9 protein-coding genes are annotated in these 16,383 nt (G+C 66.1%); 4 read left to right on the forward strand and 5 right to left on the reverse strand.

What is annotated here, in order from left to right; genetic code table 11:
• Positions 1 to 13: 13 nt before the first annotated feature.
• From R1Z03_RS16395 to R1Z03_RS16410, 4 genes are all read right to left on the reverse strand, one after another.
• Positions 14 to 601, reverse strand: coding sequence for a chemotaxis protein CheB (locus R1Z03_RS16395; protein ID WP_284405024.1), 588 nt, complete (start codon positions 599 to 601; stop codon positions 14 to 16).
• Complete coding sequence (locus R1Z03_RS16400) at positions 598 to 1,452, reverse strand: protein-glutamate O-methyltransferase CheR (RefSeq protein WP_284429831.1); 855 nt, start codon at positions 1,450 to 1,452, stop codon at positions 598 to 600. The genes R1Z03_RS16395 and R1Z03_RS16400 overlap by 4 nt, the downstream gene beginning before the upstream one ends.
• On the reverse strand, positions 1,449 to 4,925 hold the full coding sequence (locus tag R1Z03_RS16405; RefSeq protein WP_317352852.1) for a response regulator: 3,477 nt from the start codon (positions 4,923 to 4,925) through the stop codon (positions 1,449 to 1,451). The genes R1Z03_RS16400 and R1Z03_RS16405 overlap by 4 nt, the downstream gene beginning before the upstream one ends.
• 131 nt (positions 4,926 to 5,056) lie before the next feature.
• Positions 5,057 to 5,899 (reverse strand): plasmid replication/partition related protein, encoded by an 843-nt coding sequence (locus R1Z03_RS16410; protein ID WP_317352855.1) that lies wholly within the window; start codon positions 5,897 to 5,899, stop codon positions 5,057 to 5,059.
• Positions 5,900 to 5,971: 72 nt separating this feature from the next.
• On the opposite strand from R1Z03_RS16410, the gene R1Z03_RS16415 reads away from it, so the two are divergent.
• From R1Z03_RS16415 to R1Z03_RS16425, 3 genes are all read left to right on the forward strand, one after another.
• Positions 5,972 to 7,672, forward strand: a complete 1,701-nt coding sequence (locus R1Z03_RS16415) for a diguanylate cyclase (RefSeq protein ID WP_317352858.1) — start codon at positions 5,972 to 5,974, stop codon at positions 7,670 to 7,672.
• 563 nt (positions 7,673 to 8,235) lie between these two features.
• The gene (locus tag R1Z03_RS16420) at positions 8,236 to 10,380 is read left to right on the forward strand and encodes a TonB-dependent siderophore receptor (RefSeq protein WP_372588162.1); all 2,145 of its coding nucleotides are present in this window, start codon (positions 8,236 to 8,238) and stop codon (positions 10,378 to 10,380) included.
• A 100-nt stretch (positions 10,381 to 10,480) separates the two neighbouring features.
• On the forward strand, positions 10,481 to 12,301 hold the full coding sequence (locus tag R1Z03_RS16425; RefSeq protein WP_317352861.1) for an ATP-dependent DNA helicase RecQ: 1,821 nt from the start codon (positions 10,481 to 10,483) through the stop codon (positions 12,299 to 12,301).
• Positions 12,302 to 12,404: 103 nt separating this feature from the next.
• On the opposite strand, the gene R1Z03_RS16430 is transcribed toward R1Z03_RS16425, so the two are convergent.
• Entirely contained in the window at positions 12,405 to 13,412 is a 1,008-nt protein-coding gene (locus tag R1Z03_RS16430; protein WP_317352864.1) for a restriction endonuclease, read from the reverse strand.
• Positions 13,413 to 13,528: 116 nt separating this feature from the next.
• Between R1Z03_RS16430 and R1Z03_RS16435 the strand changes: the two genes are divergently transcribed.
• A complete protein-coding gene (locus R1Z03_RS16435) occupies positions 13,529 to 16,342 on the forward strand; it encodes an ATP-binding protein (RefSeq protein ID WP_317352867.1) in 2,814 nt (937 codons plus the stop codon).
• Positions 16,343 to 16,383 lie beyond the last annotated feature (41 nt).

Consider the following 16,383-nt stretch of genomic DNA (forward strand, 5'->3'; position numbering starts at 1 on the left):
ATGGGGGCGGGTATCAAGAAGCTCTCCGATGGAACAGGGTCTCGAGCAGCGAAGCGATGCGCTGCGGGGAAAGGACATGGCCGGGGGTGCAGGCGCTCATCGCGGCTTCGGGCATGAAGGGCATGGGGGCGCTGTCCGGGTCCTGCACGACCGTAGTGCCCCCCGCGGCCTGCACGGCTGCCAACCCTTGCGCTCCGTCGCTGTTGGCGCCCGACAGCAGGATGCCAAGCAAGCGCTCACCATACGCGTCCGCCGCGGATTCGAACAGCACATCGATGGACGGGCGCGAAAAATGCACCGGATCGTCCACGGACAGGGCCAGCGAAGGCCCGGCATCGATCAGCAGATGGTAGTCCGGCGGCGCGAAGTAAACGGTCCCGGGCTCCACCGGCTCCTTGTCCTGGGCTTCGCGCAAAGGCACGGCACAGCTCGGCTGGAAGATTTCGCACAGCAGGCTGGGCCGCTCGCGCGGCAGGTGCAGCACCACGAAGACCGCGGCCCGCAGGCCGGACGGCAGCGCCGGCAGCAGGACCGAGAGCGCTTCGATGCTCCCCGCGGAGCCGCCGATCACCACCGCCTGCGGGCGGATGCGGTCGCTCATGCCCCGCCTTTCTTCTGGTACAGGCGGTCCTGCGGCACGAGCTCTTCGAACTCGCCCGCATGCGACGAAAAGCGCAGCGACTCCTTCGACCCCAGCCCAAGAAAGCCCTTGCGGCACAGCGCATCGCGGAACAGGCCCAGTGCGCGGTCCTGCAGCTCGCGGTCGAAATAGATCAGCACGTTGCGGCAGGACACCAGCTGCACTTCGGCGAACACGCTGTCGGTGGCGAGGCTGTGGTCCGAGAACACGATGTGCTTGCGCAGGCTCTTGTCGAGCACCACGCGCCCGTAGGCGGCGGTGTAGTGCTCCGAAAGCGAGGTGCGCCCGCCCGAGCGGGCATGGTTTTCCGTGAAGGCCGGCACGCGCTCGATGGCGTAGATGCCCGCCTCGGCCTTCTGCAGGGCGTTGGCGTTGATGTCGGTGGCATAGATCAGGGTGCGCTCCAGCAGTCCCTCCTCCCGCAGCAGGATGGCCAGCGAATACACCTCCTCGCCCGTGCTGCAGCCCGCCACCCAGATCTTGAGCGACGGATAGGTGCGCAGCACCGGCACCACGGTTTCGCGCAACGCCCGAAAGTACGTCGGGTCGCGGAACATCTCGCTCACCTGCACCGTGAGGTATTCCAGCATGGCGGGAAACACTTCCGGGTCGTGCAGCACCAGGTGCTGCAACTGGGACACCGACCGGCAATGGAAACGCGTGAGCGCGGTCTGCAGGCGGCGCTTGAGCGAGGCCTGCGCATACCCGCGAAAGTCGTAGTGGTAGCGCTGGTAGATGGCCTCGACCAGCAGGTGCTGCTCGATGTCGAACGTCTTCTTTCGCTGCTGCTGCGCCGCCGGGTCTTCGCTCATTTGGGCATCCACACGCGCACGAGCGACAGCAGTTTCTCGACATCCAGCGGCTTGGCGATGTAGTCGTTGGCACCGGCGGCCAGGCACTTTTCCTGGTCGTCCTTCATGGCCTTGGCGGTCAGCGCGATGATGGGCAGGCGACGCCATTCGGGGCGTTTGCGGATCTCGCTCATGGCGGTGAAACCGTCCATCTCCGGCATCATGATGTCCATCAGAACGAGATCGACCGTGGCCGCATCGCCGGACTGCGCGCGCTGCAGGGCTTCCAGCGCCTCGCGGCCGTTGCGCGCGATCTGCACCTTGGCACCGGTGGGCTCGAGCACGCTGGACAGCGCGAAGATGTTGCGCACGTCATCTTCGACCACCAGGATGTTGCGCCCCTCGAAGGTGGACTCCCGGTCCCGGGCCATCTGCAGCATCTGCTGGCGGTCCGCGGGCAGTTTGGACTCCACTTGGTGAAGGAACAGCGTGACCTCGTCCAGCAGCCGCTCGGGCGAGCGCGCGTCCTTGATGATGATGGACTTGGAGTAGCGCCGCAGGCGCTGCTCTTCGTCGCGCGACAGCGAGCGGCCGGTGTAGACGATGACGGGCGGGAACGCCACCTCTTCCTGGCCGGCCATCTTCTCCAGCAGCTCGTAACCGCTCAGATCGGGCAGGTTCAGGTCCATCACCATGCAGTCGAACGTGCTCGTGCGCAACAGTTCGAGCGCGCGCTGCGCCGTCTCGGCACCGACGATCTCCACATCGCCATTGGCCAGCAGGTGGTGCATGCTTTCGCGCTGGCGCTCGTCGTCCTCCACCACCAGCACGCGGCGCATGGCCTGGGTGAACTTGGCCTCCATGCGCTCCAGGGCCTGCACGAGTTCTTCGCGCTTGACGGGCTTGAGAGCGTAGCCGATAGCCCCCCGGCCCATGGCCTCCTGGGCGTAGTCGGCCACGGAGACGACATGCACCGGAATGTGCCGCGTCACCGGATTGCGCTTGAGCTGGTCGAGTACCGCCAGGCCGGAAATGTCCGGCAGGTTCATGTCCAGCACGACCGCGCTGGGCATGTATTCAAGCGCTGCGGCCAGGCCTTCGCCACCGGTGTGGGTGATCACGGACTGAAAACCCATCTCCCGCGACAGGTCCAGCAGGATGCGCGCGAAACGCACGTCGTCCTCGACCACCAAGATGGTGCGGCGGCCAGGCGCCAGTTGGTCCCGGTCGTCCGCTACGGCATTCGCCGGGCGCCGCACCGGGGCGGGCGGCGGCAGCACGACGGGCAAGCCGTCCGCCTGCGGCACGGACGGGCGGCTGGCCGGCGCGGGAACCGCGGAGGCCGGAGACGCCTGCGCGGTGGGCCGCGCCGCGTCCTGCGGTGCATTCAGCGGCGCCACGAGGGGCAGCACCAGGGTGAACACGCTGCCTTGTCCCGGCGTGCTTCGCACGGCGATGCTGCCGCCGAGCAATTGCGCCAGGTCACGGGAAATGGACAGTCCGAGGCCTGTGCCGCCATACCGGCGGTGTGTGCTGCCATCAGCCTGCCGGAACGCCTCGAAGATCAGTTCCTGCTGGTGCTCGGGAATGCCGATGCCCGTGTCGCTGACCGCGAACGACACCGTGCCGTCGGCGTTGCCGACGACGCGCAGCGAAACCTCGCCCTGCTCGGTGAACTTCAGGGCGTTGGACAGCAGGTTCTTCAGCACCTGGCCGAAGCGCTGCACGTCGGTCTGCAAGGTGGCCGGGGCGCCTGGCTCCACCGTGCAATGCAGGGCCAGGCCCTTGTCGTGCGCGATGGGCCGCAGCGGTTCCACCAACGCGTTCACCGCACGGGCCACGTCCATCGGCTCGATGGAGATGGTGGCCTGCCCCGCTTCGATCTTGGACAGGTCGAGGATGTCGTTGATGAGGGACAGCAGGTCGTTGCCCGCACCATGGATGGTCTGGGCATATTTGACCTGCTCGCCCGTCAGGTTGCCGGACTTGTTGTCGGCCAGCAGCTTGGCCAGGATGAGGCTGGAGTTCAGCGGCGTGCGCAACTCATGGCTCATGTTGGCCAGGAACTCGCTCTTGTACTGACTGGCCTGCTCCAGGTCGTTGGCCTTTTGCGACAGGGCATCCTGCGCGCGCAGCAACTGCTGCTTTTGGTACTCCAGCTGCTGCGTCTGCTCTTCCAGCTGGGCGTTGCTCTGCTCCAGCTCGGTCTGCTGCGCTTCCATCTGGGCTTGGGACTCCTGCAGAACCCGGCTCTGCTGCTCGAGCTCTTCGTTGCTCACGCGCAATTCCTCCTGCTGTGCCTGCAGTTCTTCGGCCTGGCGCTGGGTTTCTTCCAGCAGGGCTTCGAGCCGGGTCCGGTCGATGGCCGAGCGGATGGAGGTGGCGAGCAATTCCGACGCGCGGGTGAGCAACTGCAGATCGGCGTCGCGCAGCGTACGGAAGAATCCGAATTCGATCACCGCATGCACGACACCGTTGTGCACGGCCGGCACCAGCACGATCTCGGCCGGCGTGGCGTGCCCCACCCCAGAGGAGATCGGCAGGTAGTTCGTCGGCACGTCCGTCACATGCATCAGCTGGCGGGAATCGGCGGCCTGCCCCAATAGGCCCTGGCCGCTCAAGACACGGGCACCGGCCTGGGGATCGGCCAGTGCATAGCTGCCGAACCGCTGAAACACGCCGCCGCCTTCGGCCACATACGCCGCGCCCACCCGCGCGCCCAGCCAGTCTGCCAGGTAGTCCATCACGATCGGGCCCAGATCGCTCAGGCGGTGATCGCCCTGCAGCCGGTTGCCCAGCCCCACCAGGCCGCCCTTGATCCAGTCCTCCTGGGCCTTGGCGCGGTGATCGCTTCGGGCAAGGACAGCGGACATCAGGATCAGCAGCAGCAGCACGAACGAACTGACCCAGGTGAAATACGCGCCGAAGGTCGCCGCGGCATCCCATTCGCCGCGCCGGGTATCCAGTTCCTGGCGCTCAGCGTTCAGCATTTCCCGAAGGATGTTGCGGATCGCGTCCATGGTTGCACGGCCCTTGTCCGTGCGCACCACGTCTGCCGCACCCTCCGCATTGCCTGCGCGCCGCATGTTCACGGTTTCGTCGAGTTCCGTCATCTTCTGCGCCACCAGGGCCTGCAGATGCTCGAAGCGCTGCACCTGCTCGGGCGATGCCTGCACCAGGGTGCGCAGCCGTCCCATCTCGGGCTTGAGCGCGGCCTGCGCTGCCGTGTAGGGCTGCAGGTAGCGGGTTTCGCCCGTGAGCAGATAGCCGCGCTGACCGGTTTCCGCATCTTTCGTGATGGACAGGACGGTCTGCATCTGCGTGAGCGATTCCACGGCCGCATTGATGCGAGTCACCGCTTCGGCCCGCTCCTGCTGCGACTGGTAGGTGAACAGGGCGATGATGGTCGTGGCCAACGCGGCCAACATGAAGCCAGCGAACAGCCGGATCGGCATGCCTCGCTGGATCTGGGAGGAAGGGGCGTTAGATGTCATGGCGCGGATCGGAGTGGGCCCAAATCATAGAGCCCAATGGCATGGCAGTAACACCCGCACACAAGGTGCGGATACCTTCGAAAAAATGGGGCGCGGCGTCTAAAACCGCCCGTGCGCCCCCCGCCCTGACGCTAGGCGCCCGGCTGTGCCTGCCAGGCCGCCAGCTGGCGGCGCAGTTCCTCGTTCTCGGCCGTGAGTTCGGCCACGCGTTCACGCAACGACTGCAGGGTCTCGGGCGATGGGACATCGGCCTCGTCCCGGGGCTTGCGCCTGGCCTCGCGCACCCGCTTGGCCGCCTGCTTGAGTTCGTCGCCTCCCGCCATGGCTGCCGCACGCTGTTCGTCCTGCGGCAACGTGGCCACGGCCGCCGCTGCGTTCAGTGAGAGGGCGCCCGCCTTGACCGCTGCCACCACCTCGGGCGCGGCCTGCTTGCGTATTTTTTCGATCATCACCACTTGGCTGCTGCTCAGCCGTGCGGCCTTGGCAATGGCCTCCCGACTGGACAGCGGCTGGGGCTCTGGCGATGCCTCCTGCGCCAGCGCATCGGCTGCAGTCGGGGCCGGGGCGGCGGCACCGGGGGGGTGTGCATCCTCCCCGGGTTCGCCGGGGGAAGCCCCCCGAAGGGCCTCGCCATTGGCGGCACGCACGTTGCGATCGGCCAGAATCTCCCGCTTGCGCAGGGCCAGCACGCCGCGCTGGAAGTCCGATACGCTACGCCGACCCAGGTGCTGGTCGATCATCCACAGGTGCACGTCTTCCATGGAGCGGAAATTCTGATTTTGAACCGTCTGGAACGGCAACCCGTGCTTTTGGCAGATACCGTACCGGTTATGGCCATCCACCAGCACATCGCCCCACAGCACCAGCGCATCGCGGCACCCTTCCGCCAGCAGGCTGCGCTCCAGGGCCGCGTGCTCCTCGGGGCTCAGGGGGTCGATATAGGCCTTGAGTTCTTCGTTGACGACGATATGCATGGGCGGGGTTTCCAGGACCAAAGGGCCGGCATTGTAGAGAGCCCCTTCTGATCCGGAGAAAATCGAAAGGCTATGCAAACCACCGACAAGGCCAAGGGCTCGCGCCAGAGCTTCAGGGGACAGCTCACCCTGCTGTTCGGCGGGCTGTCGCTTGCCAGCCTGCTGGGCGTGGGGGTCTACGTGGGCCACATCGCCACGGGGGAACTGGCCCGGTTCGGCGGTGAACTGCTGCACACCAGTGCCCGATCGGCCGCCGACCTGCTGGCGACCAACCTGCGCGAGCGGGCCCAGGAAATCGACCTCCTGCGCCAGTTGGCGCTCTTCACCCGCGGCGACCTTTCCGCTCAGGAGATGCGGCAGGCGCTGGACCTGCGCAAGACCACCCACAACGAATACGCCTGGATCGGCGTCACCGACGCGAGCGGACGGGTCACGCAAGCCACTGATGGCGTGCTGGTCGGTGCCCAGGTCGAGCACCGGCCTTGGTTCCAGTCCGCCCGCTCCGGGCTGTTCGTGGGCGACGTGCACGAGGCCGTGCTGCTCGCCAAGCAGTTGCCCAACCGCAACCCGGACCAGCCGCTGCGCTTCATCGACTTCGCTGCCCCCATCCTGGACGAGCAGGGCCAGTTGCGGGGGGTGCTGGGTGCCCACGCCCACTGGTCCTGGGTGACCGAGACGGTAGAGTCCATCGTGGTGAACCGGGTCGGCCAGCACGGTGCGGAGGTGCTGATCGCGGACAGGGCCGGGCACATTCTTTACCCGTTCCAGCATGTCGGACTGTTGAATCTGCCTGCCGGCGCCTCTCCGCAGGCGCAGTCGGAACGCCTGCAATGGAGCGATGGCGCAGAGTACCTCACCAGCATGGTGGAGCTACCGACCGTGGCGCACACCGATCTGGGCTGGCGCATCGTTCTGCGCCAGCCGCTGGACAAGGCACTGGCCCCGGTGAAAGCGCTGCGCCAGCAACTGATTCTGCTCGGCCTGCTCACGGCCCTGGCCTGCGCCCTGGTGGCCTACCGGCTGGCAGCGCGCATCAGCCGGCCCATCGAACAGCTGGCCCGCGCCGCCCGCATGATCGAAAACCGCGCTGGAACGCCGATCTATCCGGGCGACGAACACGCATCGGAGATCACGCAACTCAACCACTCCTTCCAGTCGATGACGGCGTCCCTGCTCGAGCGGGAGCGCGAACTGTCCCAGTTGAACACGTCCCTGGAAGCCCAGGTGGCGGAACGCACGCTGGCGTTGCACCGCGCCAACCAGGAACTGGAGAACCTGGCCATTCACGACGCGCTCACCGGGCTCTACAACCGCCGCAGGTTCGATGAAAAGCTGCGCGAGTACGTGCAGCTCTTTCAGCGCACGGGCCGGACCTTCGCACTGCTGGTCATCGACGCCGACCATTTCAAGCATGTCAACGACCACCATGGCCACCAGGCCGGCGACGCGGTGCTCCAGCAATTGGCCCAGGTGATCTCGGGCAGTGTGCGAATCACCGATTTCGTGGCGCGCTACGGCGGCGAGGAATTCGTGGTGCTGCTGCCGGAGCCGCAGGACCGGCAGGAGGGCCGTGTGGTGGCTGAAAAGATCCGCTTCGCGGTGAGCCAGAGCCAGTTCCCGGCCGTTGGCCAGTTGACCGTGAGCCTGGGCATGAGTTTTTGCAGCCTGAAGGACACCAACGAAACCGACATCGTCCAGCGTGCCGACCAGGCGCTCTACCAGGCCAAGCAGCAAGGGCGCAACCAGGTGGTAGTGGCGACCGAAAGCGCCTGACCCCTTTTGCCTCGGCGGGAAAGCGGCAAAGACGCCGCTATGATTCGGCGCCCTCGCCATGAACCATCGCCGCGCCCTCCTTCGCCTGCTCCTGCTTGCCGTGTTCCTGCACACGTGCATCGGGCTGCCCTTGCACGAGGCGGAGCATCTGCAAGCCGCCATGGGCACGGGCCCGGAGACCGCCAGCGCGGAGCAAAACGATGCGCCCCAGCCGGCGAAGCCGGCACACGCGTTGGAGCACGGCCCCTGTGCCGGTTGCCTGGCATTCGCGCAGCCCGCCGCATTGTCAGGCGGCATCGGACTGCCGGTTCCGCAGGCAGGCGCCGGCCCCAAATGCCCACAGCCCACAGCGGCATTTGCCTTCGTGCCAGCACCTGGCCGCTGGCCTTTTGCATCGCGCGATCCCCCTCTTCCCATCGCCTGATGCATGCCGCACCGCAAGGCGGCCGCATCCCAGTTGGATCTTCTCTCTCTCGCCGTGGCGGCGTTGCCGCCGCGGGCGGGTCCGTGCATGCCATCCGGCCGCCCTGAATCGCGGCCGGCGATTTTTCTTCAGTACGTTCATGTTCCTTATTGCCTGCCGGGGCGCTCGCGCCCCCTTTCCCCTCACGCTCGCCATGGCGGCCCTGTCGTGCGGCTCTGCCATGGCGCAGACCGCCGACAGTGCGCCCCAGCTGTCCACTGTCGAGATCGTCGGACGCACCGAGTCCGGGGCCTACCATGCCGAAGAAGCCGCGGGCGCCAAGACCGACCTGCCATTGCGGGAGCTGCCACAATCGGTGCGGATCGTCACCCGCCAGGCCATCGATGACCTGGGCGCCACGCGGCTCGATGACGTGCTCGATTACGTGGGGGGTGTGTCCCGCCAGAACAATTTCGGCGGGCTGTGGGACAACGTGGCCATCCGTGGCCTGCCTGGCAATGAAAACACCGGCATGGCCACGTTGATGAACGGCTTTTCTTCCAACCGGGGCTTCAACGCGCCGCGCGATCTGGCCGGCGTGGAGCGCATCGAATTTCTCAAAGGCCCCGCAGCAGCGCTTTATGGCAGCAGCGAACCCGGCGGCACCCTGAACATCGTCAGCAAGCGGCCCTTGTGGAAAGCAGCCAATGCCGTCGAGGGCTCCGTGGGCAGCCAAGGCCTCAAGCGGGGCGCATTCGACAGCACCGGGCCCATCGGCGAGAACTTCGCCTATCGCCTCAACGTGGCAGCGGAGGACCGCGACAGCTTCCGCGACCATGTGAGTTCCGAACGGCGCGTGGTCGCCCCGGCATTCACCTGGAAGCTGAGCCGCGACACGTCGCTGGAATACGCCGGGGAGTTTCTGCGCCATGCCACGCCTTTGGACCGAGGCGTCGTGGCCGTGGGCAATCGGTTGGGCACCATCCCGCGCAGCCGATTCCTGGGCGAGCCGGGCGATGGCGATGTGACGGTGGAGAACCAGACCCATCAGTTCATCCTGTCGCACGAATGGAGCCCGCAATGGCGCAGCCGCTTGGGCTTGTCGTACCGCGAGACCTCCATCCAGGGCTTCTCCACCGAAGCCAGCGCACTGCAGTCCAGCGGCTTGCTCACCCGCCAGCGCCGCTTTCGGGACTTCGCCTCGGACGACATCGCATTGCAGGCCGAACTGCAGGGGAACGTCAAGGCCGGCGGCATGGAACACGAGCTGCTGTTCGGCGTGGAAAGCTTCAAGTTCCACCTGGACACGCTGATGCTGCGCGCCAACCCCACGGCGGCCTCGCCCTATGCGATCGACATCCAGGCCCCTGTCTACGGACAGTCCCAGCCCACGCCATTGCCCAACACGGACACCCTGGAGCGCCAGCGCAACACCGCGCTTTATTTTCAGGATGCCATCAAGCTGTCGCCGACGTGGCGCCTGGTGGGCGGGGTACGCGTGGACCAGTACCGGCAGTCGCTGGAAAACCGGCGCAATGGCACCACGGTCCGCCAGGAGCCTTCATCCACCTCGCCGCGCGTTGGCCTGAGCTGGCTGCCGTCCTCGCAATGGACGGTGTACGCGAACGCGGGGCGCTCGTTCCGCCCGAACGTGGGGTCCGACAGTGCTTCGCAGCCCTTCGATCCGGAAACCGGGCGTTCCCTGGAAGTCGGCGCAAAGTGGGAGAGCGCCGACCAGCGCATGGGTGCCACGGCCGCCCTGTTCGACATCCGCAAACGCAATGTACTGACCTCCGACCCGCTCAATTCGAGCTATTCCGTGGCCGCAGGCGAAGTGCGCAGCCGGGGCCTGGAGCTGGATTTCGCAGGCCAGGTGACGGCCCGCTGGCGGGTCAATGCCAGCCTGGTTCTGAACGACGTGGAAATCACCCGTGACAACACCCTGGAGGTCGGGGGCCGGCTGCTCAACGTGCCCAAGGTCAATGGCAGCGTGCTGGCGGTGTACGAGAACGCCTTCGACAATGGGCAACGCTATGGCATCGGGGGCGGCGTCACGCACGTCGGCCGTCGCCTGGGCCAGGCCCGTACCCAGGCCGAGGCCAATGCGGGATCGGCGGCCTTCGATCTGCCCAGCTACCGCACAGCCAAACTGGTCGCCTACTGGCGCATCACCCCGGCCGTGCGGCTGACCCTGGACGTGGACAATGTTTTCGACACCACGTACTACACCAGTTCGTACAGCCGCCTCTGGGTTGCACCGGGCACGGCGCGCGCGGTGACGCTGGGCGTGCAGGCACGCTTCTGACGCACCGGGCAGAGGGGTGGAGGGCAGAGACAGCGGATGACATTCGGCGTGAGCAACGTCTGACGCGGGGGAGATGCGGCCCCCGCCAGCATGGCAGCCTATGCCTGTCATCCCGCCCCAGCCCACACCCGCCTCTCCCAAACGTGCCCGCCAGCCGCGAGCACCCCGCACGCCGTCAGCGGCCCGAATCCAGTCGGTGCTGAAGAAGACGTTCGGTTTGCGCGCATTGCGGGCGGGCCAGCGCGAGGTGATCGACCGCGTGCTGCAGTCCGAAAACACGTTGGCGGTGATGCCGACCGGGGCGGGCAAGTCGCTTTGCTACCAATTGCCTGCCCTGATGATTGAAGGCAGGACGGTGGTGGTGTCACCGCTCATCGCGCTCATGCGCGACCAGTGCGACTCGCTGCGCGAGCGGGGTGTTCCTGCCGTGCAGTTGCACAGCGGACTCACACCGCAGGAAACGCGCGAGGCAGAGCAAGCCATTGCCGACGGTAGCGCACGCATCGTGCTGACCACCCCGGAGCGGCTCGCCGATGCAGAATTTCTGGCCCTGGTCGCCTCCAGCGGACCGATCGGCCTGCTCGCGGTGGACGAAGCCCACTGCATCTCCCAATGGGGCCATGATTTTCGGCCGGCCTTTCTCGAAATCGCCGGTGCGGTGGCACGGCTGGGCCGCCCGACCGTGCTGGCGCTGACCGCTACGGCGGCCGGGCCGGTGGCGGCGGACATTCGCAAGCAACTGGGCATTCCTGCAGCGGGCGTCGTCGACACGGGGACCTACCGGCCGAACCTCCGCTACCGCGCCGAGGCGCTGGCCAACGAAGCCGACAAACGGGCCCGCCTCATCGATATCGTGAAAGCGGCCGAGGGTTCCGGGCTGGTCTATGCCGCCACGGTGAAAGCAGCGCAGGAGGTTCATGCAGCACTGCGCGCTGCGGATGTGGCGGCCGGCCTCTACCACGGGCGCATGCCAGCCGCAGAGCGCAGTGAAGCCCAGGATGCATTCATGCACGGAAAGGCCCGCGTGATGGTCGCCACCAATGCGTTCGGACTGGGCATCGACAAGCAGGATGTGCGCTTTGTCGTGCACTACCAGATGCCAGGCGGCCTCGATGCGTACTACCAGGAATCAGGGCGTGCGGGGCGCGATGGCGATCCAGCAGACTGCACGCTGCTGTTTCTCCGCAAGGACAAAGCGGTTCAGCAGTTCTTTCTGGCAGGCCGCTACCCCAGCGCGGACGACATCGACGCGCTGTACCAGGCATTGCGCGATCCCGCGCCGCAAGAACCGGGCTTCTGGACGCTCGACAGCCTGCAGGCGCGCCTGGACCGGCCCCGCAGCAAGCTCCAGGTGGGGCTGGGCCTGCTGCAGCGGCACAAGATGGTCTCGAAAGCACGCAGCGGCGCACTCACCCTGCGCAAGACGGAACTGGAGCCCGCGTCGGTGCGTGCGCTTCTGCAGGCCTATGCCGACAAGCGGGAGCAAGACCAACAGGCGCTGGAGCGCATGGTGTTCTATGCGCAGACGGGTCGCTGCCGTTGGCAGGTGCTGCTCGAGTATTTCGATCCATCGAACGAACCGCAGCGTTGTGGCACCTGCGACAACTGCATTCGCATGGCCGAGCTGGCCCGACAGACGTTGGTCGAGCGGGCTGCCGACACGGTACGGAAACTGGTGGCGAGCGACCTGGGCGAAATGGGAGAACCGGTCATCGCATCGGCAGCCCAAGCCCGTCATGATGCCCAGGTGCTCGAACTGGGGGCAACCGTTCGCGTCAAACGGTATGGCAAAGGCACCGTGGCAGCCATTGATGCGATTTCTGTCACGGTGGATTTTGCCGACGGGACCCAACGCTGTTTTCAGCCGGACTTCGTGCAGCGGTTTGTTCCCCGGGGCACCCGGGCCAAACCGCTGTCTTGAGCCGGGCTCACAGACCGGAGTGGGTTGGCTGAACGGGGCCTGCCGGTCACGCTGTCGCTGGGCGCCCAAACCCTGCAAGGTCTGCGCACCGTGCAAAGCCCTTTCAGCCGTTGCGCGTTTCCCGGCAGGAAGGGTAATCAGAGCAACCCCAGAAAGATTGACCGGCCAGCACGCCTCGCTTGGCTGTGCGCCGCACCATTCGGCTGCCGCATTGAGGGCAGGACACTTCGGACCGCACTGCCGCGGTTTCCTGAGGTGAGGAAGGCACCGACACCTTGGACGCGGTTTGCGGGGCCTGGCTGCGATCCGCAGTGGTTTCGCGAATGAGTTGCAGCAGTGCTGCACCATCGATCAGGCGGATGTTGCGCCCGCTGGCGAACGCCGTGGCGTCTTGCGTGAAGCGCCCTGAGGTCACCACGAAGCCGGCGGACGCCCCGTGGGCGGCCATCACGCCGTACAACTCGCGGACTACCTGGACGCCGACCTGGAAGGCTTTCCAATGCTTGCACTGGACGAGGGACATCTCCCCTGCCTTGGTGAGGACCAGATCCACCCCGCCATCCGCGCCCTCTTGCGCCCGCTCCTGCACCGCATAGCCGCGTCGCCGGAACCCCTCACCCACGAGCTTTTCGAAAGCCTGCCAGGACATGCCTTGCAAGGCCTGTGCGCTGGAGCTGGCGGTCCCGCAGTCGTCCAGCAGATGGCGCCGCTCCCGACGCCTCACGGCGGAAAGCACCGCGCCCGTCAGGCACAGAAGCGGCAGCACGAATTGCCCGGCATAAGCCAGACTGCGCCAGAGCGCGCCGGTGATCACTTGTCCCATCTCGTGCGGCGTTCTCATCGCTGGCATGGGCTGGGATGCCAACATATGCAGCGCCCAATAAATCATGGCCGCCAGGCCAAGTCCAATCCACCATGGAAGCCGTGCCACCCAATCCAGGAAATCGTCTGCGGCACTTTGTTTTTGACGTCTTCTTGCCATTTCTCCCCTCCTGCATTCCGCCAAGCGGATCAATCGAACATTTTGCAACAAATCTTCGGTCAGAGGCCAGGGGGCCAGAAAATTTGCGGAACAGAGGAGGAAAGGAATCTGCCCGGGCGGAGATAACATGCTGTCGCCTTCCACCCCTGCCCTGCACCCAGGCCACGCCGCAAAACGGTCATGCTTGCGCCTGCCCATTGCGCCACACCCGCCCGTCTCAGTGGACACAACGCCTTTCGAAACCCGTGCGCACCGTTCCCTTGAAAACCCAACTGCTGCTGGTGGCTGTGGCGGCGATCCTGCCGCTGGCGATCGTGTGCGGCATCTCCCTGTCCGCCCTTTTCGAAAGCCAGCGTGCGCAAAACGAGGCGTCGAGCCTGGGTGTCGCACGCGCGCTGTCCACGGCAGTGGAGGGAGAGCTGCGACTGACGATGTCCGCCTTGCAAACGCTGGCTCTGGCAGATCCGTTGGGCACGGCGGACGGCGAGGGCAGAGCGCAGGCCCTCGCACTCAGCCGGGCGGTGCGCGCCTCCCATCCGGAGTGGCGCGGCTTGCTGCTGGCGGACCCTTCCGGGCGCGTGGTGTTTTCCACTGAAACCGACCGCCCCAACAGCGCGAACGTGGTGGAGCGATCCAGCTTTGACGCAACCGTCCAGACCCGACGACCCGTCGCCGGGTCCATGGCGCGTGGTGCCGGGGGCAATCTGGCCTTTCCGGTCCGCGTTCCGGTGATACGGGATGGCGTGGTGAAATATGTGTTGACAGCCATCATTCGACCGGAGGCCATTGCCGCCGTGCTGCGTGCGCAGCGCGTTCCCGAAGGGTGGTACGTGTCCGTCTTCGATGCCAATCTGGCTCGCATCGCCCGCACGGTGGACGACGAAAAATGGCGGGGTTCCGGCCCCAGTGAATCGCTCAAGCCCCTTTTCCAGGCACTGGGCCACGATAAGCAAGAACTCCTGGGCACCAGCACCAATGTCGATGGTGTGCTTGCGAAGACTGTGCTCGCGCGGCTCGGCGAAGGGGGCTGGACGCTCGTCCTGGGCACATCGCTGTCGAAGGCAGAAAGCTCCTGGTGGCGCACCGCCGGGGCCTACGTGCTGGGTCTTCTGGCATCACTGGTTCTCGGGGGGACGGGTGCCTGGTGGATGTCGAAGTCCATCACAATGCCCATGCGCAGCCTGCGAGACGACGCCGATGCCCTGGGCCGGGGCGAATTGCGGCCATCCGGCATGTCGCGCATCACGGAAATCGACGCCGTGGCACGGGCGCTCGAATCGGCCGCCGTGCAGCGCGCCGGCAGTGAGGCAGAGCGGGAAGAGTTGCTGCAGCTTGAAAGCCATGCACGGTCCGCAGCCCAGGCGGCCGAACAGCGGCTGGGGTTGCTGGTCAATGCCAGTGCCGTACTTTCCGGATCACTGGAGGAGTCGGATACGCTCGACGCGATTGCCCGCCTGGTGGTGCCTGCCATCGGCGATGCCTGCCGGATCGATCTGCTGGATGAGCAAGGGGCCTTGCTTCCAAGGCTGAGCCACTCCAAATGGGCGGAGCACAGCGGCAGGCTTGCCGAACAGGACCACGTGCTGGTCCATGCCGCGGAAACGCCGCAGGTGCTGATCACCGCCCTCAAGACCGGCAAGCCCCGCCTGTATCCGTCCGGCCAGACCGGCGAAGTCGAGGGCCAGATCAAAGACATTTCAGCGCTTGTGCCGGAACTCGAAGCCGGCGCGGCCTGCGTCGTTCCACTCATTGCGCGGGGACGCACCATCGGCACCATGGCGGTGCTCCAGGCCGGTCCTAACCGCATCTTTGAAGCGGAAGACAGCGCACTGATCGGCGAACTTGCGCAACGCGCAGCCTTGGCGCTGGACAATGCGCTGCTCTTGTCGGAGGCACGGAAGGCGCAGCGCGAAGCCGAGTCGGCCAACCGCGCGAAAGATGAATTCCTGGCCATGCTGGGCCATGAACTCCGCAACCCTCTGGCCCCCATCGTGCTGGCCCTGCAGTTGATCGCCCGCCGCGATCCCACGGCATTTTCCCGGGAACGTGAAATCATCGACCGGCAGGTCAAGCACCTGTCGCGCCTGGTGGACGACCTGCTCGACATCTCGAGAATCGTGTCGGGAAAGATCACCCTGTCGCTGGAACCCGTGGATCTCCGAGAGGTGATGGAGCGTGCGCTGGAGCTGACGATGCCCGCCTTGCAGGCGCGCAGCTCCACGCCCCAGTTGAGCATGCCGACGACGCCTGTCCTCGTGCAGGGCGAATTGCTTCGGCTCGTTCAGATCGTCTGCAACCTGCTCAACAACGCCGCGAAATTCAGCCCACCGGACACACCCATCCGGATGGAACTCGCCAGCGAGGCGGGCTGGGCAGTGCTCCGCGTCAGCGATGAGGGCGTGGGCATCCCTGCCCACCTGCTCCACCACGTATTCGAGCGGTTCGTGCAGGGTGAGCAGGCCTTGGAGCGCGCGTCCGGGGGGCTCGGCCTGGGACTGGCCATCGCCCGCAGCTTGACGGGCCTGCACTCCGGCACCATCAAGGCGCACAGCGACGGACCGGGCAAAGGAAGCACTTTCACGCTGCGGTTGCCCTTGCTCGGCCAACCACAGGCCACCGATGACCCGCGAGGAGATACGGGATCGGAGGCCTTGCCTGCATTGCGACTGCTTTTGGTCGATGACAATACCGATGCCGCCGACCTTTTGGCGGAGTGGCTGGTAATGGAAGGCCATCGGGTGCGGGCCACCTACAGTGCCGCCGGCGGCCTCGCCCAGTTGGCCGAAGCACGGTTTGACGCGGCCATCTTCGACATCGGCCTGCCCGAGATCAGCGGGTACGAACTGGCGCGCCGCGTTCGCTCTCAGCCAGACACCCGGCACCTTCCTTTGATTGCATTGACAGGCTATGGAAGCGATGCCGACCGGCTGCTCGCGCTGGAGGCAGGTTTCGACGACCATTTCTCCAAGCCGGTGGACATGGGCAGATTGCTGGAGCGCCTGAGGGCGCTGCTGGCCGACCGCCACCAAAAGGACGCAGCATGGCATCCACGCCCATGAATCAGGACTGACGACCCGCCACGACCCGGTCGCATGCGGCG

This window comes from Acidovorax sp. BLS4, from assembly GCF_032929295.1.
Taxonomy (GTDB): domain Bacteria; phylum Pseudomonadota; class Gammaproteobacteria; order Burkholderiales; family Burkholderiaceae_C; genus Paracidovorax.